Source organism: Pseudomonadota bacterium (genome assembly GCA_039193195.1).
GTDB lineage: Bacteria > Pseudomonadota > Gammaproteobacteria > Steroidobacterales > JBCBZW01 > JBCBZW01.
The window spans coordinates 13,592-36,812 of sequence record JBCCWS010000050.1; the positions used below are offsets into that span (position 1 = coordinate 13,592).

Annotated in this window: 20 protein-coding genes; 9 read left to right on the plus strand and 11 right to left on the minus strand. The window is 65.1% G+C overall.

All coding sequences use genetic code 11. The features are described 5' to 3' along the window. Positions 1–55 precede the first annotated feature (55 nt). The 3 genes from AAGA68_23520 to AAGA68_23530 form a co-directional block, all read right to left on the minus strand. Positions 56–838, minus strand: coding sequence for a hypothetical protein (locus tag AAGA68_23520; GenBank protein ID MEM9388045.1), 783 nt, complete (start codon positions 836–838; stop codon positions 56–58). A 104-nt stretch (positions 839–942) separates the two neighbouring features. Further along, positions 943–2,589, minus strand: coding sequence for an EAL domain-containing protein (locus AAGA68_23525; protein ID MEM9388046.1), 1,647 nt, complete (start codon positions 2,587–2,589; stop codon positions 943–945). A 154-nt stretch (positions 2,590–2,743) separates the two neighbouring features. Next, positions 2,744–4,528, minus strand: coding sequence for a chloride channel protein (locus AAGA68_23530; protein MEM9388047.1), 1,785 nt, complete (start codon positions 4,526–4,528; stop codon positions 2,744–2,746). Positions 4,529–4,644: 116 nt separating this feature from the next. On the opposite strand from AAGA68_23530, the gene AAGA68_23535 reads away from it, so the two are divergent. Together AAGA68_23535 and AAGA68_23540 are read left to right on the plus strand one after the other, a co-directional pair. Then, entirely contained in the window at positions 4,645–5,787 is a 1,143-nt protein-coding gene (locus tag AAGA68_23535; protein ID MEM9388048.1) for a histidine kinase, read from the plus strand. Next, entirely contained in the window at positions 5,787–6,428 is a 642-nt protein-coding gene (locus AAGA68_23540) for a response regulator transcription factor (GenBank protein MEM9388049.1), read from the plus strand. The genes AAGA68_23535 and AAGA68_23540 overlap by 1 nt, the downstream gene beginning before the upstream one ends. Here the strand turns inward: AAGA68_23540 and AAGA68_23545 are convergent. Further along, complete coding sequence (locus AAGA68_23545; protein ID MEM9388050.1) at positions 6,423–7,169, minus strand: NAD-dependent deacylase; 747 nt, start codon at positions 7,167–7,169, stop codon at positions 6,423–6,425. The two genes, AAGA68_23540 and AAGA68_23545, sit on opposite strands and share 6 nt — an antisense overlap. Before the next feature lie 98 nt (positions 7,170–7,267). Here AAGA68_23545 and AAGA68_23550 point away from each other — a divergent pair, with 98 nt between their 5' ends. Next, complete coding sequence (locus AAGA68_23550; protein ID MEM9388051.1) at positions 7,268–8,491, plus strand: ATP-grasp domain-containing protein; 1,224 nt, start codon at positions 7,268–7,270, stop codon at positions 8,489–8,491. 14 nt (positions 8,492–8,505) lie between these two features. On the opposite strand, the gene AAGA68_23555 is transcribed toward AAGA68_23550, so the two are convergent. After that, on the minus strand, positions 8,506–9,879 hold the full coding sequence (locus AAGA68_23555) for an ATP-grasp domain-containing protein (GenBank protein ID MEM9388052.1): 1,374 nt from the start codon (positions 9,877–9,879) through the stop codon (positions 8,506–8,508). A gap of 14 nt (positions 9,880–9,893) precedes the next feature. Between AAGA68_23555 and AAGA68_23560 the strand changes: the two genes are divergently transcribed. After that, on the plus strand, positions 9,894–10,325 hold the full coding sequence (locus AAGA68_23560; protein ID MEM9388053.1) for a DUF6647 family protein: 432 nt from the start codon (positions 9,894–9,896) through the stop codon (positions 10,323–10,325). Here the strand turns inward: AAGA68_23560 and AAGA68_23565 are convergent, their stop codons facing one another. Both AAGA68_23565 and AAGA68_23570 read right to left on the minus strand, forming a co-directional pair. Then, a complete protein-coding gene (locus AAGA68_23565; GenBank protein MEM9388054.1) occupies positions 10,326–12,335 on the minus strand; it encodes an amidohydrolase family protein in 2,010 nt (669 codons plus the stop codon). It lies immediately after the preceding gene. Between the two features lie 71 nt (positions 12,336–12,406). Beyond that, positions 12,407–13,036 (minus strand): class I SAM-dependent methyltransferase, encoded by a 630-nt coding sequence (locus AAGA68_23570; GenBank protein MEM9388055.1) that lies wholly within the window; start codon positions 13,034–13,036, stop codon positions 12,407–12,409. Between the two features lie 127 nt (positions 13,037–13,163). Here AAGA68_23570 and AAGA68_23575 point away from each other — a divergent pair, with 127 nt between their 5' ends. Continuing rightward, complete coding sequence (locus tag AAGA68_23575) at positions 13,164–14,069, plus strand: LysR family transcriptional regulator (protein MEM9388056.1); 906 nt, start codon at positions 13,164–13,166, stop codon at positions 14,067–14,069. Here AAGA68_23575 and AAGA68_23580 read toward each other — a convergent pair. Further along, positions 14,066–15,316 (minus strand): vanadium-dependent haloperoxidase, encoded by a 1,251-nt coding sequence (locus AAGA68_23580; GenBank protein ID MEM9388057.1) that lies wholly within the window; start codon positions 15,314–15,316, stop codon positions 14,066–14,068. The two genes, AAGA68_23575 and AAGA68_23580, sit on opposite strands and share 4 nt — an antisense overlap. Positions 15,317–15,413: 97 nt before the next feature. Between AAGA68_23580 and AAGA68_23585 the strand changes: the two genes are divergently transcribed. Next, positions 15,414–16,136 carry a helix-turn-helix domain-containing protein gene (locus tag AAGA68_23585; GenBank protein MEM9388058.1) on the plus strand — a complete coding sequence of 241 codons (723 nt, stop codon included), beginning with the start codon at positions 15,414–15,416 and terminating at the stop codon, positions 16,134–16,136. 23 nt (positions 16,137–16,159) lie between these two features. On the opposite strand, the gene AAGA68_23590 is transcribed toward AAGA68_23585, so the two are convergent. Beyond that, positions 16,160–17,731 (minus strand): integrin alpha, encoded by a 1,572-nt coding sequence (locus AAGA68_23590; protein ID MEM9388059.1) that lies wholly within the window; start codon positions 17,729–17,731, stop codon positions 16,160–16,162. 290 nt (positions 17,732–18,021) lie between these two features. Beyond that, positions 18,022–18,927: a hypothetical protein gene (locus AAGA68_23595; protein ID MEM9388060.1), complete on the minus strand. Its 906-nt coding sequence runs from the start codon at positions 18,925–18,927 to the stop codon at positions 18,022–18,024. A 798-nt stretch (positions 18,928–19,725) separates the two neighbouring features. Here AAGA68_23595 and AAGA68_23600 point away from each other — a divergent pair. Then, the gene (locus AAGA68_23600) at positions 19,726–20,355 is read left to right on the plus strand and encodes a glycoside hydrolase family 19 protein (GenBank protein ID MEM9388061.1); all 630 of its coding nucleotides are present in this window, start codon (positions 19,726–19,728) and stop codon (positions 20,353–20,355) included. Between the two features lie 65 nt (positions 20,356–20,420). Here the strand turns inward: AAGA68_23600 and AAGA68_23605 are convergent, their stop codons facing one another. Next, on the minus strand, positions 20,421–20,939 hold the full coding sequence (locus tag AAGA68_23605; protein MEM9388062.1) for an SRPBCC domain-containing protein: 519 nt from the start codon (positions 20,937–20,939) through the stop codon (positions 20,421–20,423). A gap of 599 nt (positions 20,940–21,538) precedes the next feature. Here AAGA68_23605 and AAGA68_23610 point away from each other — a divergent pair. Together AAGA68_23610 and AAGA68_23615 are read left to right on the plus strand one after the other, a co-directional pair. Further along, the gene (locus AAGA68_23610) at positions 21,539–21,823 is read left to right on the plus strand and encodes a hypothetical protein (protein MEM9388063.1); all 285 of its coding nucleotides are present in this window, start codon (positions 21,539–21,541) and stop codon (positions 21,821–21,823) included. A 51-nt stretch (positions 21,824–21,874) separates the two neighbouring features. Then, positions 21,875–22,654 carry a DNA alkylation repair protein gene (locus AAGA68_23615; protein ID MEM9388064.1) on the plus strand — a complete coding sequence of 260 codons (780 nt, stop codon included), beginning with the start codon at positions 21,875–21,877 and terminating at the stop codon, positions 22,652–22,654. Positions 22,655–23,221 lie beyond the last annotated feature (567 nt).

The following is a 23,221-nucleotide window of genomic DNA, read 5'->3' on the forward strand; positions in this document are numbered from 1 at the left end:
GCTGTCGATGGCCCACAGCCTACTGCCTGCCCCGCGACAGGACCAGTCACGCGGCCTACGCCACCGCGGCGGTAGCGCTGGCCGCGCGTGCGCCGCTGGCACGCCGTCGGTAGCGCCTGGCGTACCAACCGGAGGCGATGCTGCCGAGCACGGCGGGGGCGATCCATGGGATCAACGCCCAATAGCCGTCTAACCACTCGGACAAGAAACGGTTCCCGCCGAAGACGAAGAAGGCCGTGTACGCACCGATGGATGCACCTAGCATTCCCTCGAGGTGAGCGATGATGCGCTCCTGCGCGGGCAAGGGACCGCTCAGGGCGCGGTGCAGCATGCGTGGGCCGCTGACCAGCGCGAGTCCGCCGAACACCATCAACAGAATGCTGCCAGCGCGCCACCCCACGTAGGCCGTCGCCAAGCCTGCCAAGCAGAGCGCCGTCAGCAGGATCAGCTGCTGCGGTGATCGCAGCGCGTCGGGTTCGCTGCGCGTGCGCAGCGCCAGCATCCCGTGGCGCACGCTGGCCAGCACCAGCAGTCCAATCGTCAGCAGGAACAAGGCACCACGACGCGCGCGCCACGCCACCTCGGCCATCGCCTCAGCGCCCTGCGTTGCCAAGGCCCCCGCCGGGTCCTCGATGGCGAGCGGGTCGGCCAGCACCAACAGCGCAGCGATCACTGCGGTGACTGTCACGATGCGCATCGCCCACGCGAACCAACGGCCGCCCGCGCGATGCCGGGCGTTGCCCTTGCGTGCCAGCATGGCGAACCAGAAGGCGATCAACGCCACGGTACCGGCGCCGATGTGCACGGCGATTAGTCCGAAGTGAATCTCATCGAGCATCTTCCGCTCCTGCGTGAATCGTGATGAAGCCCGACATACAGGCTACGCAGTGTGCGGCGCCCACCCCAGTGCCGAAGGTCACGCGCGAAAAGGTGACTTTTGGCCTAGTGCAGGGCGCGGATGGCGCAGAGCGGCTCCGGCGAGTGGATGAAGAGCCCTTGACCAAAATCGACGCCAATCTCGCGCAGGGCACGCTCGATCTGCGCGCTCTCGATGAACTCGGCCACGCTGCGAATGCCCATGTCACGGGTGAGTGCGTGCATGCCGCGGGCGACGATGTAGTCGGAACGGTTGGTGCAGATGTTGCGAACGAAGCTGCCGTCGATCTTCACGTAGTCCACCGGCATGTCGCGCAGGTAGCGGAAGGACGAGAGCCCGGCCCCGAAGTCATCGAGAGCGACCCGGCAACCGCACTCGCGCAGCAAGTTGATGAAGTGCACTGCGTGGGTGAGCTCTTCGATGGCCGCCGTCTCGGTGATCTCGAAGCACACCTTGCCGTGCGGCACACGGTAGGTCTCGAAGGCCTGGTTGATGGCGCGCACCAGACGCTCATTGCCAAGCGACTGACCGGAGATGTTGAGGGCGAAGTGGTCGACGCGATCCAGGGCGTCGCGATGCTGCGCCATCCAGGCGAACGCGTGTTCGATGACCCAGCGATCCAGCTCGGCGGCGCGCAGGCTCTTCTCCACCACCGGCAGGAAGCTGGTGGGGCGCATGAGCTCGCCCGTGCTCGTGCGCAGGCGCACCAACACCTCGTAGGACGGCAAGCCGCCGTCCACCCCGAGGGGACAGATCTTCTGCGCAAAAAGCTCGAAGCTGTCGTGCTCCATGGCCTGATTGAACTGGGTGAGGGCCTCAAGCTCGAAGCGTCTTGTGCGCACGGTGTGATCAGACTCGTCGTACCACGCGAAGCGATTGCGCCCACGCCCCTTAGCCGATGAGGCCGCGTGCTTGGCCATACTGATCGCGCGCGCCGCGCTCGAGGTATCCGGGTCGATCACCGCCAACCCGATACTCGCGGCGAGACTGACCGACTTCTCGGCACAGCGGGCGCGATACCCCGCTATCTCCTCAAGCAGGAGGTTGGCGACCTCCTCGCCAGCGCCAGTCTCGCGACCTGGCAGGAGCAACGCGAACTCGTCGCTGTTCAGGCGCGCACACACATCGCCTCGTTGAGCCTGACGCTCGAGCAACCTCGCTACGCGCCCCAGAAGCTCATCGCCCGCTTGATGGCCACACAACTCGTTGACCATCTCCACGTGGTGCAAGTCGACGACGCAAAGCACGTGGTCGGGCGCATCGAGTCGTGCACCACGTTGACGCAGCAGGCGGTCGATCTTTCGGGTGAGGCCATGCAGATTGACCAGCCCGGTGAGCGAGTCGTGGGTGTCACGCAGATCCGTCACGTCCCGCGCCACCCCCACGATGCCCTGCAGCTCACCCACCGTATCGAGGGCCGGCGACAGACGTGTCGTAAACCGACGCTCGCCGGTGGGCGTTCGATAGCGCGTCTCGGCGCACACGGTCTTGCCCGTGTTGGTCACCCGTTGATCGAGGGCCAGGAGTTGCTTCGCGTACTGGCTCGGAAACAGATCCGCGTCGCGGGCACCAAGGATCTCTTCCGTACGCTTGCCGAACAGGCGCGCGGCACGGCGGTTGACGTATAGGTACGCACCACTAGGGTCTTTTACGTAAACCGCATCGTCTATGCGCCCGATCACGCCGAAGAGGAGATCTTTGATATCGATCATGACTCCCTGCCCTGGAACGACGGTTGCTGCTGTCCGCCGCGGCGGGTCAATTTATTTCTTAGCTGAGCTGACCTCACTCGCGTGAGGGTATCACGCAGTAGGCTCGTGATGCGCATCGGATGCGCATCACGAGCAATGCGGCTGCGAACCGTTCTCAGTCAAGGTAGATGCGCTCGACCATAGTGCGCGTTAGTACGCCGTACACACGACGAATGCCTGGGGCGGTGACCGCTTCCACGTACAACGCTTCGATGTCCGCCTGCCGGAGGCGTTCGAGTGCCTCGTGGAGCGTCGCCTGCAGGAGCACGGGGGCGCTCTGGCGTCGCTCCGCGGGGATCTGCATGAGGTTGATCAGAGCATCGCTCGCCGCGCTTCGCTCACTTTCATCCTCCGTGGTCTGCGCGGGGGGATTGGCCTCGAGAAAGCGGGCGAGATCGGCCGCTGGCATCAAGACCCTTGGGTCGGCGGCCTGATCGATCAGCAACCAGTCCGGCGCTTCACGCAGCAGGGCCATACACTGCTGGCGGGTCAGCTCATGATCGGTGCGCGCGAACTGCCGGTTCATGACGCTGGCGACGCCGCGTCTGCGCAAAGCCTGGAGCACGGGCGCAGCACTGTAGTCCAAGCCCGCGCTGCGCAGCTGCGTCACAAACAAGGACTCCTTGCGGAACAACTCTCGCACCGTGATACCGGAAAGCACAACCGCGAGCATGCCTGGCAGAATCACATCGGGACTGTCGGTGAGCTCGAACATGGCCGTGAGGCCGGCCAGCGGTGCCTGCAGGCTGGCGGAGATAGCGGCACCCATGCCGAGCAACGCGAAGGTGCCCACTGGCACCTCCGTCGCCGGCGCCATCAAGTTGACGGCACTCGCGAGCAAAGCCCCGCACATGGCACCGACGAAGACTGCGGGGCCTACGGCACCGCCGGGCACACCGAGGCCCAAGGAGATCGCCGACGCCACGATCTTCATGACCAGAAGCAGGGCCAGAAACGAAACAGCCAAGTCCCCGGCAAGCGCAAGCTGCACCGTGTCGTAGCCGATCCCCATGACCTCCGGTAACCAGACGCCGATCACCCCTAGGCCGACGCCCGCCAGCATCATGCGCCAGTAGATAGGCACCACCTTGATACGCGCCGCTACCCAACCGAGCGCATGGTTGAGCGACGCGGACACGGCACCGGCAAATAGGCCTAGCACGACCACCCACCCCATCAGATCCAGGTTGGCGAGGTGTGTCTCAGGCACCTCGAAGGCCGTGCCCTCGCCGAAGACTAGATGGGAGATCGCCGTGGCGCTCACGGAGGCCAGAATCACTGGAATGAAGCTCGCCACCGTGTACTCCATCATCACTACCTCGAGAGCGAAGATGACCCCCGCCAACGGCGTGTTGAAGGAGGCGCCGATACCGGCGGCGGTGCCGCAGGCGACGAGCGTGCGAATGGAATTATTCGGTAACCTCAGCTGCTGCCCAAACAGGCTAGCGCTGGCCGACCCCAAAAACACGTGCGGACCCTCGCGACCCACCGAGTGCCCGCTCATGATGGCGATGGCCGAACCGAAGAACTGCAGGAAAAACTCCCGCAAACTGAAGTGACCCTGGTGGTAGGCCATGCGCTCCATCACCCGCGCGATGCCTAGCATGGTGCTGCCCTTGCCAAAGTAGCGGAACATCCCTGCCATCAACACGCCGCCGAGAATCGGCAGCAACAGCCTGACCGAGGGCGGCAGGCCTTCGAAGTTCTCCGGGCCCTCACCGGGCAAGAAGATCTCCTGCGTGTGCTCCACCCCCCAGCGAAACCCCACGATCACGCCCCCCGCCAGCACGCCCGCACAGAGCCCCATGCAGGACAGGGCGAGGAGCTTGTCGGGATTGGCCAACTGCAACCGCAGCGCGTCGAGCGCCTGCCCGCCGCGTCTCGCTAGGGGATCGAACACGCCGATACTACTTCTCCTCCGACTCCGTCCCGAGCTGCCGCCCAGGCGCTCACATGACTTTTGGCCTATCGGCAGACGGGTGACACATCGGCCACAATAGGTCGATGAGCCCTTCGTTGCCCCAACAGCTCGGCCGTCTCGCGGCCGCACTCATCACCTGGGCCGTGGTCTTCACCCTGACCGTCGGCACCATCAACGATCCACGCAATACCGGCAGTACCATCGCGGCGCTCGCAGCGCCCGCCATCGCCCTGCAGCTCGCCTATCTGGTGGCGATGCTTGGGATCACCTTGCGCAAGCAGACGGACACGGTCACTTACCTGTTGTGCACGATCCAGCTGCTCCTCGCCTTCTCCGTGGGCGTGCTGCTGCCCTTCGACTGGCTGCAAATCTACACCATCATCTGGATCGCCATGCTGCCATCGGTGGTACCGAACGCCCGATTCACCTGGGCGGCGTTGGCGGCGATCGCACTCACCTGGTACCTGATTGGCCGCTTGGTCTGGCAGGAGTCGGACGCGCTACGAGACGCCCTCCTCTTCGGCACCTTTCATCTGTTCGCCCTCGTCTCCGCGCGGGAAACGCTCGCCGCGCGGATCGCCCGCGACGCGGCCTCCACGGCCAACCGGGAGCTGCGCGGCACGCGCCAGCTGCTGGCCGAGAGTTCGCGGGCGGCGGAGCGTGCCCGCATCGCGCGAGACCTACACGACATGCTGGGCCACCATCTCACCGCCCTCAGCATCAACCTGCAGGTCGCCTCGCGCACCGCCGATGGCGAGCTTCGTGAGCGCCTGGAACACTGCCACACGCTCGCCCGCCTGCTGCTGAGCGACGTGCGCGAGACCGTCGGCGAGCTTCGTGCCGATGCCGGCCTCGACCTGTCTCAAGCGCTGCAGACCGTCACCGAACACACGCCCGGCCTGACCGTGCACCTGGACGTGCCCAGTCCCTTCCCGGTCGACGATGTGGCGACTGCCAGCACGCTCCTGCGCACGGTGCAGGAAGCGACCACCAACACCTTGCGCCATGCTCAAGCTCAGCACAGCTGGATCCGCCTGCGCCGCGAGCCAGATCACGTCAACCTGCAGATCCACGACGACGGACGCGTGAAGGGTGAGCTGCGGCCAGGTAACGGACTGAACGGGATGCGCGAGCGCGCCCAGGCCCTGGCCGGCAGCCTCGAGTTCGTTACTCGCGAGCAGGCCATGCACCTAGAGTTGCGCCTGCCCCTGAGCGCGGCGCCGAAGGCAGGCGCCTAATGCGCCGTGTCGTGTTAGTGGAAGATCAAGCCTTGGTCCGTGCCGGCATTCAGTCCCTGCTCGCGCTGTCGGACCGCGTGGACGTGGTGGGTGAGGGCAACGACGGCGAGGATGTCGCCCAGCTCGCCGAGACACTCTCGCCAGATGTCTTTCTCATCGACATCCGGATGCCCCGGGTCGATGGCATCGAGGCGATTCGTCGCTTGCGGGCGAGCGGCAACGAGACGCCGGTGATCATCCTCACCACCTTCGATGATCACCGCCTGGTACTCGATGGGATCGAGGCAGGAGCCCAGGGCTACCTGCTGAAAGATGTCTCCCTCGATGTGTTGATCGAAGCGATTGATTCGGTCTGCCAGGGCAAGACCATGCTAAGGCCTGCGATCACCGAGACCGTCATCGACGGCCTGACCCGCCAGGCGGCGCCCTTCGAGGCTAGCGATGCGCCGGAACCCCTGTCGCCTCGCGAGCTGCAGGTCCTGCGCTTGATGGCGGGCGGCTACTCGAACAAGGAGATCTCGACTGCACTCTCGAAATCCGAGGGTACGATCAAGAACCAAGTATCCGCCGTACTGGCGAAGCTCGGCGTGCGCGATCGTACGCGCGCTGTGCTGAAGGCGATCGAGATGGGTTGGCTATAGGGATAGCTCACCGGCGAGCAGCGCGTCGACGAAGGACGGCACCAGCGTTGACGCAGGCCCCTGGCGTGTTTGGTGGAAGGAGGACGCGCCCTGCGACGGCTCGAGATTGAGCTCGAGAGTGTAGGCGCCCGCAGCACGGGCCGCGCGCACGAAACCCGCCGCCGGGTAGACGTTGCCTGAGGTGCCGATCGAGACGAACAGAGCGCAGGCCTCCAAGGCGTCGTGGATGCGGTCCATAGCCACCGGCATCTCGCCAAACCAGACCACGTTTGGACGCATCCCGCCCACCGCGCCGCACGCCTCGCACGCCATCTCTACGCTAAGCGCCCCAAGCCCCCCTACCACCGTGCCGCACTGCTGGCAGCGGCTGCGATGCAGCTCGCCGTGCATGTGCACCAACGCCTCGCCGGAGCCGGCCTGCTCGTGCAGGTCATCGACGTTCTGCGTAACCAGGAGGAACTCCCCCATCCACTCGCGCTCGAGGCGAGCAAGGGCCCGATGGGCATCGTTCGGCACCACCTCCTCGGCGGCGGCTTGGGCGCGGCGTAGGTTGTAGAACTCGAGCACACGCACGGGGTCGCGGGCGAAGGCTTCCGGCGTGGCGACGTCTTCGATGCGGTAGCGAGCCCAGATGCCGTGCGCGTCGCGGAAGGTGGCGAGCCCAGACTCCGCCGAGACGCCGGCTCCGGTCAGCACCACCACCTTCCCCTGCGCTGCGTCGGTCAACGCGTCTTGCGCCATCGCTTCCATCCCGATGATCGACCGTGGTACCGGCACCCAGTCTAGCGCGATCACTACCCCCGCAGGCGGGCACGCGCGCTCGCGGGTAAACTAGGCCCATGAGCACACACGCCATCTTTGCAGCGCCGTTCTTCATGGACGCGACGCTGAAGTTCATCAGCGCCGCGGCCCAGACTCCCGGGGTGAACCTCACGCTGGTCAGCCAGGATCGGCTAGAGAAAGTGCCCGCGGAGATTCGCCACCTGCTCGCGGGCCACGCTCAGGTGCGCGATGGGCTGGATCCTCAGCAGCTCGTAGATGCGGCCCGCAACCTGCAGCAGCGCCACGGCCCCGCGCGGGCCTACATCGCCTCTTTGGAGCAGCTCCAGGTGCCGCTAGCGGCCGCGCGCGAAGTGCTCGGCATCGCGGGGCTCAGCGTGGAAGCTGCACAGAACTTCCGCGACAAGGCACAAATGAAAAACGTGCTGCGCGCCCATGGCGTGCCCTGTGCTCGCCATGCGCTAGTCGGCGACACGGCGACGGCCAAGGCCTTCGCCGACAAGGTCGGCTACCCGATCATCGTCAAACCGCCAGCCGGTGCTGGCGGCAAGGGTACCTATCGCCTCGATAACGACGGCCAGCTGAACAGCTTCCTCTCCATGTACCCACCGGTGCCCGCCCAAGCCTCGCTCTACGAGGAGTTCGTCGCCGGCACGGAGTACTCCTTCGACAGCGTGTGCGTAGACGGCGAGCTGCGCTGGCATTCGATCTCGCGCTACTTCCCCTCGCCCCTGCACGTCATGAAGAACCCGTGGATCCAGTGGATCGTGGTGCTGCCCCGAGACATCAGCGACACGCAGTTCGATCCGATCCGCGCCGCCGCCACTCAGGGCGTTCGCGCCTTGGGGCTGGAGACTGGGCTCAGCCACATGGAGTGGTTTCACCTGTCGGACGGACGTATCGCGGTATCCGAGGTAGGCGCGCGACCGCCCGGGGCTCAGTTCACCTCCCTGCTCTCCTACGCTCACGACGTGAACTTCTACCGAGTGTGGGCCCGCCTGATGATCCTCGGCGAGTTCGAACCGCCCGAGCGCCGCTACGCCGCCGGGGCCGCGTACTTTCGCGGCCAAGGCGTCGGCCGCGTCCGGCGCATCCACGGCCTCGACGAGGCCCAACGTCGCTTCGGGGACCTGGTGATGGAAACGCGCCTGCCGCGCGAAGGGCAGGTACCCTCCAGCTCCTACGAAGGAGACGGCTACGTGATCGTGCGCCACCCGGAGACGGCACGCGTGGAGGATGCACTGAGCGAGATAGTTAAGCTCGTGCGGGTCGAACTCGCCTGAGGGATGGATCGCCCCTACTGAGCGTTTAGATGAAGATCTGCCCCCACCGCGTCAGCCATCTCCAGCGTGGCGTCGAGTTGCTCATGGCGGAGCATGATGAAACCGTCGGAGACTAGGGTCTTGCGCCAGTCCCGTCGCTGCGACCCCACCGGGAGCAACGTGTTCCAAACCACGTGCTCCCCGAAGCGACGCTGCAAGGCGTCCGTGCCCTCGATCTTTCGAATGCGGCCCACGCCTCGCGCGCGCTTGTAGATCGTGGCCACGTTGTAGCGACGCTCGAAGGCCTCGCCCAGCTCCCCGCGAGCCACTGCTGAGCCCCAGGCGCGAAACACGTCGAAGTCGCAGGCCCACTTCATCTGGTCGACCTGATGGGCCCCGGGCGGTCGGGCGCCGATCTCGCCGAACACCACCTCGCCATCCGCCTTGCGGTACCACTCCATGTGCGTGAAGGCCGTATCAACCCCAAGCGCGGCGATCACCTCCCGGCCCATCCGAGCCCCCTCGGCGAGGGATGGATCCTCCACCTCGCGCAGGGCGATTACCTGGGGACTGATCCACTCGTTGCTGCGCGCGATGAGCGGCCGCGGACGGTACCAGGCGATGTTGTGGTAGGCGATCTCGCCGCTGATGGTGATCGTATCGTAGGTGTACTCCTCGCCGTCGACGAACTCCTCCACGCTTATCTGCGGCACATGGGTGAGCTTGGGCAACACGTGGCGCAGGTCATCCGCCGAATCGACTCTATAGGTGTCGGCGGAACCGGCGCCGGCGATGGGCTTGACGATGAGAGGGTAGCCGATGCGCTCCGCCGCCTCCCAAGCGCCGGCGATGCTGTCTACCTTTTGGTGGCGTGGTGTGCGAATGCCCGCCTCGTCGAGGGCGTGCTTCATCGCTTCCTTGTCGCGGAACAGCTTGGCTTGGGCGAGGCCCATGCCGGGCACGCCGAAGCGCTCGCGCAGGGTCGCGGCCAACTCGATGCCCGGCTCCCAAAGACACTCGATGCGGTCTATCTCGACGCCCCGCAGCTGGGTCACCAGTTCCTGAATCAGGGCATCCGTGCGCCAGAGCGAGCGCACCTGTACGTAGTGGCTGAGAGCGTGCCGTACGAGATCAGGCAAGCCCTGGACAGGGGAATCGCCTACGCCGAAAACGCGCGCTCCGCTCTCGGCCAGGCCACGGGCAAACTCGGGCATGTCGGCGGGGTATCCAGGGGAGAGCAGCAGCACATTCACGGCATGTCCTTCGCAGGTGGGTGGGCTGGTGGTGAAGGATAGCATCGCCGCGCTCGCGCTCATGTCGCCTACATGCACTTCGAGCAGTGTGAACCAGTCTGCTTCCCGGCGCGCCCAGCGAACGCCAGAGTCGAAGGACCTGACCGGATTACTCACCAGGGACTGCGACGATGCTCGAACTGCTGCTAGCGCTGGCCTCACAACTGAGCGGCTATCCGTTGCCGCAGCAGATGCCGACCCTCGAGTACCGATCGGCCGCATGGTTGGAGGCGAGGACCTGCCCCAGCGGCAGCGCCGCGCGCTGCACCAACGTGCACGGTCTGTACCTCGATCACGGCAACGTCATCTACCTGGACGAGCGCCTGCGAGCCGCAGAGCACGATCCGGTGACACGATCGCTCGTGCTGCACGAGCTGGTGCACTTCCTGCAGGATCACGCGGGCCTGAATGCTGACGACTGCAACCAGCGCCAGGCGCGCGAGTTCGAAGCCTACCGCCTTCAGCAGGCCTTCCTACACGGCGAGGGATTCACTACCCGGTTGCACTTCGACGCCGGTGATTGCCCGATCAGCGAAGCGGCTACCGCCGCCCAAGGCCAGTGATCAACGAGCATCGCCGAAGGGCAAGAAGCCGGCCTCACGCAGCAGATCGGCCGGACGGTAGATCGCTTGGTCCTTGATCACGTAGCGGGCCCCGTAGAGCGCCGACAGATCGCTCAGGGGATCGCCGGGCACGAGCACCAGGTGTGCGCGCTTGCCTTTGCTCACAGAGCCCAGCTGTTGATCCACGCCCATGTGCTCGGCGGCGCCGAGGGTGGCCGCACGCAGCACATCGGCCGGCGGAATGCCCGCTTCAGCCAGGTACATCATGTCGCGGATCACGGCGAAGCCCGCCGGCCCCCAATCCGTGCCCGGCAACAGGCGGATGCCGGCATCGTGCAGGCGTCGGATCAGAGCACGGGTCATCTGCGCCGTCGCGCGCCCTTCGACCTCGATACCCTCGTTGAAACCGGGTTCACTCACCATGCTCCGAGCCAAGGTGGGAGGCAGGTGATCGATGAAGGGAGTCGCTAGGCTCGAGACCTCCCCCGGCGTGTTGGTGAACATCTGCATGAACAGGGAGTAGGTCGGATCGTGCGCAACCCCGTGCGTGCGCATGAGCTGGATAAAGTCGGATACCTCGGCCGACCAGGGATCGAGCTCGCCCGCCTCGCGGGTCGGCACGATGAAGCGCTGGGGCGTGCGCGTGTCGATCTGGGCGCCATTGAGAAAATTGAGCAGGATCATATTGACGTGGGTAACCTCGTCGAAGCCCGCCCGGATTGCGTCGGCCGCAGTCATGCCCGAGGGAATGTGCCCGAGCACCGTGAGGTCTAGGCTGTGCGCGCGTTCGGCGATGGGCGCCACCCATGCGGGGTCTATCGAGCTGTAGAGCTTGATCCCGTGGAAGCCCCGCCTCGCGTAGTAGTCAACGAATTCGATCGCCTCTTCCAGCGTAGCCGCTAGCATGCCCGTCGGCGCGGCGAATTCGCCGCGACGGTCGATGAAGCCCATCGGGTAGATGTCTGGTGCGGCGATGCGCCCGTGCGCCGCTTCACGGCGCGTGCGCAGGACGTAGTCTGGGTCATTCGCCATATCGCGCACGTTGGTGACGCCCGCGGCTAGGTAGTTGAGGTAGTCCGAGGCGCCGATATGCCCATGCATGTCCCACAAAGCTGGCATGAGCAGCATGCCATCGGCATCGATCACCGTGGCCTCCTCCGGCGCCATCACCGACTGCTCGTAAACCGCACTGATCACGCCATCCTGTAGAAACACGCTCGCTTGGGGCAAGACCCGAGCGTTCTGCGCGTCGAACAACCTGGCGTTGACGATCGCCACCAAGCCCTCCAGGGGCTCGCGCAGGCGCTGCGCAACGTCTGTCAGGTAGCGATCTTGGGCCGCCTGTTGGCGCTCCTTCAGCTGGGCGATGCTGGCGCCCTGCCCTTTGGGCGTGACCCCGAACCAGTTGTAGTCGGCCCCGTACAGCTCCCCCGCCTGGTTCAACCACAGGTACTCGGGCATCGAACCGAGTCCGGTGATCGCGTAGAGAGTGATCTGCGAACGCTCGACGTCGTCGAGGGTGATGGACTCGACCTCGCGAATGTTGGCTTCACCGGCTGGCAGCAGGGCTAGGCGACGCTCCGGTTGCGCAAGCAGCGCGCGGGCGAGGATAGCCGTGTACTCGGGGAAGCTGTTCGATGGCACGTAGACCGCAGGGCCTGCCACCTTCTGCTCGCCTTGCTCCACGGTGGAGCGCCAGCGCGCCGTGCCCTCTACCTGAGAGAACTGCTCGTCGACCTGGGCCTTGTAGTAGTTTACCCCGGTCGTATGAAGCAACACGGGCAAACCGTTGGCATCTAGCCGCACGATGCTCCTGGTCTGAGGGCCGCGGCCGCGATCGTTGAAGTGAAACTCGACCGATAGCGAGCCGTCATCTGCGTAGGTGACGGTCTGGCTGCCGGAAGGTTCGCCGATCGTGAGGAAATCGTGCTCGACGACCGTCTCCGCCGCCGCGGCGACCGCAGTCGCAAGCAGCGTGGCGCTCAGGCAAACGAAGAGGGGACGCAGCATGGGGGCTCTCCCAGGGTATGAACAGCGCCACCTTACCGCGTCCCAGCGCGTGGGACATGTTGCGGGGTGTCTTACTCGGGGCGTCGCGCCACGATGAACACCGAGTGCGATTTGCCCTCGTTAGCCACCCACTGCACCTCCAACTCAAAGCCCGCCTCGATGACCGCTTGCTCGAACTGCTTGCGCGTGAACACGCGCACTAGCGGCAGCAGGCCAAGGGCGTGGCCGATAGGACCGATGAGACCGAACCACCACATCTTGTCGCCGAGGCACGCGGTGCTGCTCACTAGCACGCCGCCCGGACGCAGCATGTCGTGCAGTCGCTTCAAGGTGCCGCGCAAGTCATCCAAGAGGTGGAGGATGCTGTGGGCCATGACCACGTCGACGCTCTGGGCGGGTACATCGAGTGCTTCGATGGTGCTCACCTCGAAGTCCACGTTCTCGACCCCTGCCTTGTCCGCCTTGGCCCGAGCGATCTCGATCATCTTCGACGAGCCATCGACGGCCCGCAGGTGGCCGACGCGGTGGGCGTGATGCAACGCCGTGGTGCCCGTGCCGCAACCAATCTCCAGCACCTCGTGCTCTGGGCGAAGATAGCGCGCCGTCACCGCGAGCTTGTGCGCGTAAGCCGCCTCGTCGGGCACCGCTTTGGCGGCGTAGCTGTCTGCGATGCGATCCCAAAATCCCATTGCCGATGCCATGAGAAACCTCCTTCCGCGTAGATGGCTCGATGGGGTGAGCGGCGGAACGCTCAACGTTAGAAGTAGCTTATCTATACGTTTTTAGATAGAAAATGCCCAAACCGGAACATCTGATAGGCAAGAACGCATGGATTGGCGATCGATAGGCTTCGACTGGAATCGCGCCCGGGCCTTCCTCGTGACGGCGACCGAAGGCTCCCTCTCCGCCGGCGCTCGCGCTCTGGGCACCACGCAACCGACGCTGGGCCGGCAGGTGGCGGCGCTCGAGGAGGAGCTCGGCGTGGTGCTCTTCGAGCGCCGCGGGCGCGGCTTGGAACCGACCCCGAGCGGGCTCTCCTTGCTCGAGCACGTGCAGTCGATGGCGGAGGCGGCGAACCAGCTGTCCCTCGCCGCAACAGGCCAGGCCACATCCCTCGAAGGTAACGTATGCATTAGCGCCACCGAGGCGGCGGCCACGCACATCCTGCCGGAGCTCATCGCCCGCTTGCGTCGGCTCGAGCCCGGCATCCACCTAGAGATCATCGCCACCAACGAGACCAGCGACCTAAAGCGGCGCGAGGCGGACATCGCCCTACGCGCTTTCAAGCCCACGCAATCGGATCTGATCGCCAGGCATATCGCCGATGCTCGCGCCATGCTCTACGCGGCGCCGCACTACCTCGAGGCCATAGGCGAACCCACGCGCGCCGAGGACTTCAGTCACGCGCACTTCATCGGCTTCGATCGCAGCGAGCGCTTCGTGCAAGCGCTGAACGAGCGCGGCTTTCACCTCACGCAGCGCAACTTTCCCGTGGTCACGGAAAATCACATCGTGCATTGGGAGATGGTGAAGCGCGGAGTGGGGATCGGGGTGATGCCGAGCACAATCGGCGATCGCGATCCGCACGTCGTGCCCGTGGTGCCGCAGATGGCCCCGCTGCCGATACCGCTCTGGCTCGTCGCCCACCAGGAGCTGCGCACAAACGCTCGGGTGCGGCCCGTGTATGACTTCCTAGCGGACGCGCTCGTCGAGCGGCATCGCGAGGCGCCCTAGGGCCCAAGCACCAGGCGTTCGAGCACCGCGCGCCCCACGCGATGGCCGAGGGCTACGCCCTGGGTGGCGTCGTAGGTAAAGTGGATGCCTAGAAAGACGCGAGATCGGCCGCACTGATCGGCGGCGGCCAAGAAACCCCGGAACTCGCGCGTCGGTGGGATCATCTGCCGCTTGCTCGACCCCGGCCCCTGCCCATCCACGAAGGGCGTGCGCATGACCACCCGACGATCATCACCGAACACGTGCGCTAGCACGGTCATGGCGGCCCCACACGCCGTGCCGTGCGCGGACGGATAGGAGGGGAAAGCGTACGTGTGATCGTGGGTGTTGGTCCAGGTGGCGTCGGACACCGTGGCAGGGTTGCCATCGTCGGGCCAGCGAATCGCGGTGTAAGGTCGCCAGTGATTGTGATGAAACTTGCTGTCAAAGCTCGCCACGTAAGCGTCGAAGATGCTCGCGTTGAGCCACGCGAGGAGTTGGGATGCCTCGCGCAGATCCATCTCCTCCTGGGCGATGAGCTCGCGGGCCAAACGGTTGTGCGAGCGCTCGACGAAGTCCTTCCACCACAGGGCGAGGTGCGTTTGATCTGCGGTTCGATGGCGCGCGTCTTGAGCACCTAGTCGACGCACCTCTTCGTAGGCCTCGGCGTAGGCAAGGCTGTCGATAGCCGGCGGTGGCGGCACTCGGAACTCCTGCGGTGAACTTAGAGCGAAGGGTCGCGCCCTCGCCCAACCGGCGCCGAAAACGAAATCGGCAGGGGTGCGAGAGTGTTCCGGAAAGGCTGCGTACACTCCCGGGGCCGGGTCGCGCCAACGGTACTCCGCCGGGGCTGACCAGCCATCGTCCTGGCGCGACCTGAGCACGCCTTGGGCAACCTGGCGGGCTCGTGCACCCACGGGCTCCAGCGCGGCTGCTCTGGCGTCGGCCGGCCGCGCCCTGGCGAGGAGACAGTCCCATCTGCTGCGCGCGGCCGGGTACTCGTGGAGTGCGACCGCGTGCGCCGCGACGGCGGCTGCATAGGCCGACAGGGAGTCCGCGCAGGTGTCAGCGCAACGCAGGGTTCGCGCCATCGCCTGATGGGTCATCGCCGCCGCGCGCACGCCTTTGAGCGTGAGCAGGCCATCCTCCGCCTCGGCCACTTCCAACACCTGCTCATTCCACGCGGCGACCCACGTGCCGTCGGCAGCCGTCGCCAGCGCTGCCCAGAGCACCCCCAGCACGGCCAATGCCCGCCGTACGCGTTCCATCGCACTCTCCATCGCTTTCACTCGCAAGACGCTACTGCTAGCGAACGCAGGGGGCTACTCTTGATTCTGTAGTAAAAGGCGACGGGAGAGCCCATCGATGGACGAGCCAGACGCGGCCACGGCCTGTGCGCCCAACACCTCGGAGTACGGGCAGTACTGCCCCCTTGCCCTCGCTGCCGAGCTGCTGTGCCGCCGGTGGACCCTGCTCGTCGCCAGCCGAGTACTGGATGGCTGTCGCAGCTTCAGTGAGATCCACCGGGGCGTCCCGCGCATCTCACCGACACTGCTCTCCACGCGCTTGGGCGAACTAGAGCGAGCTGGGATCATTGAGCGCATCGCCGTCGACGGCAGCCGCCGCGCGCGCTACGAGCCCACGCAGGCGGGCCTCGAGCTCAACGAGGTGATCATGGGCATGGCCGCATGGGGCCAGCGCTGGGCCCGCCAGATGGTGGACGACGACCTCGACCCCGCCTTCCTCGCCTGGAGCATGTCGACGCGCCTGGACATCAGCGCGATGCCCGCGGGAAGAACCGTTATCGAGTTCGAGTTCTCTGGCTGTCAGCACGAGTACGGTCGCTTCTGGTTGGTGTGCGAGAGCGAGAAGGTGGATATGTGCTTAAAGCATCCAGGCTATGACACCGACGTGTTAGTGAAGGCGGACATTCGCCGCTTCGTCGAGGCCTGGCGGGGTTTTCGGGATCTGCGGGAGGAGATCGCTGCAGGCCGCGTCGTCGTCCACGGCACGCCTGCGCAGATCCGAGCATTTCCCGACTGGTTGCTTCTGAGCAGCCTGGCTCCGCATACGAAAAGGCCGGACTAGCGCCGCATCGCTCGCGCAGATGACTACCGGCGCGGGCGGCCGAAGATCACGTACGCACCCCCCCCTTCCGGGCCCAAGAATTGGGGTGAGTCCGGCGCGCCGATCACCAGGTCGTCGTAGCCGTCGCCGTTTAGGTCCCCGGCCGAGGACACGGCCGCGCCAAGGGCCGCCGTGTTGGCGGTGAACGCGTCGGGCTCGCCGAGGAAGACGATACCGGCGCTTCCGTCGCCGCCGTTGGCGGCGCGCAAATCCGTCAGATCCACCTCAGCGGGGATGGGATCGGTGGTGCCGAACAGCAAGTAGGTAACACCGTCCGTCTCCACGTTCACCGGATCTACGCCATCGGCGTTGATGTTGGGATGACCTATGAGCAGGTCACCGATGCCATCGCCATCAAAGTCTCCTGCACTCGCCACTCGCCGAAGACCCAGCCCTTCATCAGCAGGCTCGGCACTCAAGAAGAACCCCCGCTCCCCATCGCCACCTTCCCCGGGCCTTAGGCTATCCAGTTCAAGCACTGCCGGGGTTGGTTGCTCGGTGCCGTAAAGCACGGCTGCCACTCGCGGCCCGAATGAGTCCACGTTGCTGCGGCCTAGGTCCACTACCATGTCGTCGTGTCCATCGCCGTTTAGGTCGCCAGCGGCCTGAATTCGATTGACCAATAGGGGTTGCTCGACGCTGACGAGGAACCCCTGACTACCATCCCCACCGTTCTCGGGACGCAAGTCGGCCAGATCGACCACTGCCGGGAAGCCGTCGCTGCGCCCGAAGAGCACGTACGGGCTCAGCAGCAGGTCCGCCCGGCCGTCAGCATTCACATCGCCACAGGCAACGTCGTTGCCTACCCGATCGAACTCCTCGGATCCCTTGACCACGAATCCCACGCTGCCATCGCCCCCGACCTGCGGAGAGAGAATGCCGAGGGGGGTTATTGGCGGGAACCGGGTTCGACCGAACACCACGTAGGTAACGCCAGCGGAGTTCACGCCATCCGCGTCGGCACCGTAGGCACCGATGAGCATGTCATCGATGCCGTCGCCGTTGAGGTCACAGGCGCCGACGACATCGCTGCCCGTGCCGTCGCCGTTGTTCAACCCCGTGAAAAGCGTGCCCGTGCCAGGACGGTTCTGAATGTTGTCTAGCACCAAGACCTGCGTGCCGAAGTCGGGACGGCCGAACAAGAGGTATGCCTGGCCCGTCGTTTGGTTGTCGACATCGCGTGCCTTGCGCCACGCGCCCACCAGGATGTCGTCGAGGCCGTCCCCGTTCACGTCGCCCACGCGCTGCGATACGCCAGCGAAGTTGTCCCGCCCCAGGGTGCGCAGCAAAACACCTGTGCCAGGCTCGGGCAGAGGCGAGACGGGGGGGAAGCCATCGCTTCGACCAAAGATCAGGTAGGACCGACCAGGAGAGCCAGCGAAGTAAAAGCCGCCAAAACCCGGGTCGCCGATGAACGCGTCGTCGAACCCATCACCGTTGATGTCGCCGAGGCCGGCGACCGAAAGGCCGATGGCGTCGTACGGATCCTCGAAAGGAAAATCGCCATCGCGGTCCCCATCGTAGACCACCCCCTCACTGCCATCCCCGCCGAACATGGGGCGCAACGCCCCAACGGGCACTTCAGCGGGGAGCGGATCGAGGGCCAAAGAAGGGGAGCTACAGACTGTGGCGCCGAGGACAACGCAAGGGCCCAGCCTGCCACTGAAGCGGCTGGCCAAGCACACCGCACTACGAAGACTGATCCTGGCGTCCATGCCTCAACCCCCTTTCAGTCGTGATGGCGCAACAGAATAAGAAGGACTGTTGCTTTCTTCCCGACGACGCTAGCGCATGCTGCATGAGTTCGTCAATCGGCGATCGCGTTGTTGCCGTCTCGCGGCGAGTGTCACTCCTCGTCCGCGCGTTCACTGTCTAGCTCGTCCAACTTGCCGTCCTCGAACATCGAAGCGAATCCCTCATGATCGCGGCGCAGCACGCGAAAGACCTGGTTGGCGAAGCGCTGGGCGCCGTCAAGATCATGACCTGCAAGCGCTGCCTCAAACGCTGGTACTCGATCGCTAAGCTCCATCAGCTGCAGCCAGCTTTCCTCGTGGAACTTCGCACGCCGTTTGCTCGCCGTCGCCTCTCCCCAGCTGCGCAACGCCGACGCAATCGCTGGCGCCACCACGCCAAGGAGGGCGACGGCGACGACCACGACACTGTTGTCGAATCCCGTGAGAGCGGTCGCGAGTGCCAGGAGACCGGCCAGCAATCCACTAAAGATGATCAACGTGCTGACCGTGCGGTGGTGTCGGTCCTTACTATCTTCAAGGTATCCGAGCTGCCCCTCGAAGAAGGCCAAGAACCAATCACCCGCTGAGCAAAAGTCTTCGGGTCCTGCGGCGTGACCTAGCTCGAGGACCCGACTGGCAAGGAGCAATCGATACTCCTCAGTCTTGAGTCGCCGCGTCTTCCAGCGCGATCGCGGATCGAGTTCACCGAGTACGTAGCCACAGTAGCCGGCGACCGCTAAGCACAAGGCCTCAAGCACGACAAGCGAGAGCTGGATGCCTTGCGCCGCCAGCAGCGACACCACGGGCCGGCCAGGGTCCTCCTCGGCCTCGAGTCCGTAGAGAAGCAATCCGCCAGTGATGGCGGCGAGCGCTGTGGTGACAATGAAGGCCCGGGTAAGCCGCAGATACTGCTTCTGCGCGACGCGGGCATCGCGGGCGAACGACTCTCGCACTCTGTAGACCCGCGTGTAGCGAATGTCTCGCGCAACGCTCGCTGGAGGTTCGGTCGTGGATGACAAGGTTCTGGTTCCTAACGCCACTGATCTTCGAGCAGCATTGGGCCTTTGCTGCCGCCATTCCTTCGTCGCCTAGTCTCGCGCGCAGTCGAAGGCTCCTCAAGTCACTTCCGACCATGTCTCGACCCTCGAGGGCCTCGATGGCTAGCCCTCACGCAGCGTCGAGGACGCCTTCTCCAGCGCCATCCGCGAGTCAACGCCGCAGACCTCGCGGGAGCCAACGCGATCGAGCCCATCGAGGACTCCCGCACCTGTTCGACGCAGACCACGTAGGGACCCCTCCGGTGACGGAGTAACTCTCGCTCAAACGGCGGGCCTGGCAGGCGCCAGGCGATCTCATCGCGCCCTAGCGCTTCACGCTAGCGGCCGCTGCGGCCACCAGCAACGCCGCGCAAGTGCGGACCGCCTCCAATGATGCACACCCAAACCGAGCTAGGTAGGCATCTTCCAAAGAGTTCGTCCTACCTAACCCTATTCTAAGTCAAGCGACACGGGAGCTGGCGTAATAGCCGCCTACCGAACCCTGCTCTCGGGCTGTACGCGCCGTCGGCCCCGAGGGCGCGATCGGAGTCCTCGATGCCCCTACTGCAACGGGAAGCTACCGCGGGGGGGGGGGGGATAGACGAGAGGTCGTGGCGCGCTGCGGGCACACTGCTCTACGGTGCTCGCGGGTCGCGTGGGTAGGCGCCTTTACACCTCGCCAAGGGCCCTTTCGAGCACGTGGTGGTATCCGTGAGACCTTTTTGCTTCACAACTCGCTTACGCTAGTGATCACCTACGCCCACCAAGGAGACCCAGCTGATGGCCCTAGCTCCCGTAGAACTGCTGCAAGAAATGGGCGTGGCAGAACACCACGCCGCCATCTACATCGACGATCTCGTCGACACGCTTCCCGCCTACGGCATCGCCGACAGCCGAAATCGTCTGGCGCACTTCTTCTCCCAGGTCCTCCACGAGTCGGGCATGATGCGCTTCGATGAGGAGAACCTGAACTACTCCGCGAAGGCTCTGCGCGCGGTCTTCCCGAAGTACTTCAAAACGATGCGCGAGGCGCAGAAGTATCATCGGCAGCCCGAAAAGATCGCCAACCGCGTGTACGGCGGCCGCATGGGCAATGGCAACGAGACGAGTGGCGACGGCTGGCGCTACCGGGGACGCGGCCTGATCCAACTCACGGGAAAGCGCAACTACGAGGCCTTCGCCGAGTGGGCCGAGGACGAGCGCGTGGTGGAGTACCCCGACCTTGTCGCCAGCGAGTACGCCGTCCAGTCCGCGGTGTTTTACTGGGACACGAACAAGCTCAACAGCATCGCCGACCGCGGCGATGTGCGACGGGTGACGAAGAAGGTCAACGGTGGTGAGAATGGCCTCGCCCACCGCTCCGAGCTGTTCCTGAAGGCCAATGGCCTGCTAGCGATGCTCGCGGTCTAACGATGCGGAGCGCAGGATCGCGGTGCCCCGCGGCGTCGGTCCCGGGCGCCGAGAAGTAATCTCTCTCACTCGCCGACGAGGCGACGCATCGCCTCGTCCTTTACGAGGTCGACCGCGCCCGCCAGCTCATCTAGGGCGGCACCTGGCGCTGCACTTGCCACCTCATCGAAGGTGACGCGCGTGCCCTCACCCTCTGGCGCCAAAGTGATCGACCACACCACGTGCGCGCCCACTCCTTGGAGTGGACCAAAGGGCGCGTTCAAGCGCAACTCGCGCGCCGCGTACACCAACAACACCTCACCGTGGGCGACCGAGCCGCCGTCCCAGTCCTCGCGCCAAAGGCCGCCGGCGGTGAGATCGAGAGAGAGGTTGCTGACGACACCCGAGTAGGTATGGTCCGGGTGCCACCAACTCGCAGGGTCGGTCAGGCGTTGCCACAGCTGCGCGGGCGGCAAGGGCGATACGCCCTCCTGGTGCAAGCGAAAGTGCGTATCGCCGGAGGTCACCACCTCGGCGTCGGCCAATAGCGCCCCCAACAGACCTGCAGCTGTTACGAATATTCCCCTTAGCTCTCTGGTACCCATGGTCATCCTCTCTGCTCTGATTTGAATGCTCGCTCAGCACGGCGGTCACGGCCGGCAGCTCGCCGGCGTAGGCTTCGACAACGGCCGACGCAGCCGCCGACCGTTCCACCATGCTGGTGATGTAGCCGTGGATGCCCGGCTGCACGATATACGGTACGGCGCGATCGATGCGCATGCCCTCCTCCATCGAACCGCCGATGTCCTCGTTGGTAAACCCCGGTGCGTAGAACATGACGTGCGCTGGTACCCCCATCAGCTCGCCCGCGCGGTCGTTCCAGCTGTAATTGTAGTCCGACATCATGTAGCTGATGCCTGCGTGCTGCGGAGCTCTCAGTTCCCCCGCCCGATCGGTCCATGCGTAGGCCGAGGCATGGGGCCGCAAACGCAAAGGCAGCGCCGAGAGGGCCAGCCCCTATCTCCTTGACAACGGTCCCGCGCCTTTGGGGAAGGAGGGTCTCATTGAGCGGAACGCACCACGCCATGGACCCGATGCCGCCCTGAGCCGGCCAGTCTCGAGCGCTCCCCCCTTTGTCCGTAAGATCCGGCAAGGCAGCCGTCCGCTGGAAACGGATTGGGAGCCCTGCCACCGGAGGAAATCCATGTCGCAATCCAAGGCGTTCAAGGACTGGTTCGACCGCGCTGCCGCGAGGTCTCTGGCTGCTCAGGTGCAGGCTGTGCAGCCAACCTTCGATACCAAGCGCTTCGTTGCCGATGCTGCGCGCCAACTTGACGCACTCGAAATGATGGATCGCGTTCGGCAATTTGCGCAGGCACTTAGGCTCCACCTCCCGGAAGAAATTCCGGAGGCCCTCGCCACGCTCACCCAAAGCCTGCCGCCGCCGCTGCCCAACTGCGACGCAGTTACCGACGGTTGGCTACAGTGACCCTTAGGTCAGTTCATTGCCACCTACGGCGTCGAGCATTTCGAGCCCGCGATGCAGGCCATGTATGCGTTGACTCAACGCTTCTCCTCGGAATTCGCAGTGCGGCCCTTCGTCGAGCGCTACCCGCAGCGCGTGTTTGCGCAGTTCGACAGGTGGACAGGAGATGCGAGCCCGCATGTGCGACGCTGGTGCTCCGAAGGGGTGCGCCCACGCCTGCCCTGGGGCGCTCGACTGCACGCCCTCATCGAAGATCCAAGTCCTATCTTCCCCATCCTCGAAGCGCTTAAGGACGACGAGGAACTCTACGTGCGACGGTCCGTGGCCAATACGCTCAACGACATCGCCAAGGATCACCCCGATCGGGTGCTTGAGGTCCTCGAGTCCTGGCGACACGATGCGACGCCAGGGCGCGACTGGGTGATAAGGCACGCTGCCCGTTCACTGGTGAAGCAGGGCGATGCGCGCGCCTTGGCCCTGCTGGGCTTCTCCAAGCCGAAATCCCTCGACGCGCAGCTTGCGATCGCCCCCAAGCGCGTGTCCATCGGCGGCGCGGCAACACTTACGTTGAGCCTAGCCAGCCGCAGCCGAAGGGCCCAGCCGCTGATGATCGACTTCGTGATCCACTATCGTCTCGCCAACGGCGAGAGGGGACCTAAGGTGTTCAAGTGGACCCAAAGGGAGATCCCGGCCGGCGGCAGCCTGACGCTCACCAGGAGCCTCTCCATGAAACCCACCACGACGCGGGTACTGAGACCCGGCGTCCACCCAGTGCAAGTGCAGATCAACGGCGTGCGACTGGCGGACGCGAGCTTCAGACTGATTGAACGCTAGCGCCAACCGTGATCAAGGCCCTCGTGCTCTACCTCTCGTTCAGCCCTACGATGGTGAACGCTCAAGCGGGTAATGCACAACGGCTCATGGCACAGAGGCGCAGCGCCGAAGCGGCAGGGTCAGCCGTACGCGGTAGCCTGGCTGCAACGCTCGCGCCTCGAGGCGAGCGCCGCCGCCGAGTGTGCCACGGCGTGGCGAAGAGCATTCTCGATCGCCGGTTGTAGGACGAAAGCCGCCACCCGGCAGTCCGTATCCACCTCGATCTGCCAACGCGTTCGCAGGCGATCGCCAAAGCGCACCTGCTAGAGAGTCAGGTTGTCCTCGCAGAAGACAGGCTCCTGCGCCAAGGTCACCTCGGCGGTCTTCGAGGCCGACCTTGGGAGCAGGCCCTGTGGCCGGGGAGCGGGGGTTGGGGCGGGTCTGCCGCCGGGCGTCCGCTGCGTTGCGGCAACGCCGTCTCATGCCCTGACGAGCCACGAAACTCGCCGAGGACCCACGCTGTGCACGGCAACGTGACTCCGCGATGACCCTCCCCGATGGGCGGTGGCCCAGTCGTCGGCTCCCCAC

What these genes read in the sequence shown, in the direction of transcription:
- AAGA68_23520 (MEM9388045.1), bottom strand. Translation starts at nt 838, where the DNA reads ATGCTCGATGAGATTCACTTCGGACTAATCGCCGTGCACATCGGCGCC.
- AAGA68_23525 (MEM9388046.1), bottom strand. Translation starts at nt 2,589, where the DNA reads ATGATCGATATCAAAGATCTCCTCTTCGGCGTGATCGGGCGCATAGAC.
- AAGA68_23540 (MEM9388049.1), top strand. Translation starts at nt 5,787, where the DNA reads ATGCGCCGTGTCGTGTTAGTGGAAGATCAAGCCTTGGTCCGTGCCGGC.
- AAGA68_23545 (MEM9388050.1), bottom strand. Translation starts at nt 7,169, where the DNA reads ATGGCGCAAGACGCGTTGACCGACGCAGCGCAGGGGAAGGTGGTGGTG.
- AAGA68_23550 (MEM9388051.1), top strand. Translation starts at nt 7,268, where the DNA reads ATGAGCACACACGCCATCTTTGCAGCGCCGTTCTTCATGGACGCGACG.
- AAGA68_23560 (MEM9388053.1), top strand. Translation starts at nt 9,894, where the DNA reads ATGCTCGAACTGCTGCTAGCGCTGGCCTCACAACTGAGCGGCTATCCG.
- AAGA68_23565 (MEM9388054.1), bottom strand. Translation starts at nt 12,335, where the DNA reads ATGCTGCGTCCCCTCTTCGTTTGCCTGAGCGCCACGCTGCTTGCGACT.
- AAGA68_23570 (MEM9388055.1), bottom strand. Translation starts at nt 13,036, where the DNA reads ATGGCATCGGCAATGGGATTTTGGGATCGCATCGCAGACAGCTACGCC.
- AAGA68_23575 (MEM9388056.1), top strand. Translation starts at nt 13,164, where the DNA reads ATGGATTGGCGATCGATAGGCTTCGACTGGAATCGCGCCCGGGCCTTC.
- AAGA68_23580 (MEM9388057.1), bottom strand. Translation starts at nt 15,316, where the DNA reads ATGGAACGCGTACGGCGGGCATTGGCCGTGCTGGGGGTGCTCTGGGCA.
- AAGA68_23585 (MEM9388058.1), top strand. Translation starts at nt 15,414, where the DNA reads ATGGACGAGCCAGACGCGGCCACGGCCTGTGCGCCCAACACCTCGGAG.
- AAGA68_23590 (MEM9388059.1), bottom strand. Translation starts at nt 17,731, where the DNA reads ATGTTCGGCGGGGATGGCAGTGAGGGGGTGGTCTACGATGGGGACCGC.
- AAGA68_23600 (MEM9388061.1), top strand. Translation starts at nt 19,726, where the DNA reads ATGGCCCTAGCTCCCGTAGAACTGCTGCAAGAAATGGGCGTGGCAGAA.
- AAGA68_23605 (MEM9388062.1), bottom strand. Translation starts at nt 20,939, where the DNA reads ATGGGTACCAGAGAGCTAAGGGGAATATTCGTAACAGCTGCAGGTCTG.
- AAGA68_23610 (MEM9388063.1), top strand. Translation starts at nt 21,539, where the DNA reads ATGTCGCAATCCAAGGCGTTCAAGGACTGGTTCGACCGCGCTGCCGCG.
- AAGA68_23615 (MEM9388064.1), top strand. Translation starts at nt 21,875, where the DNA reads ATGCAGGCCATGTATGCGTTGACTCAACGCTTCTCCTCGGAATTCGCA.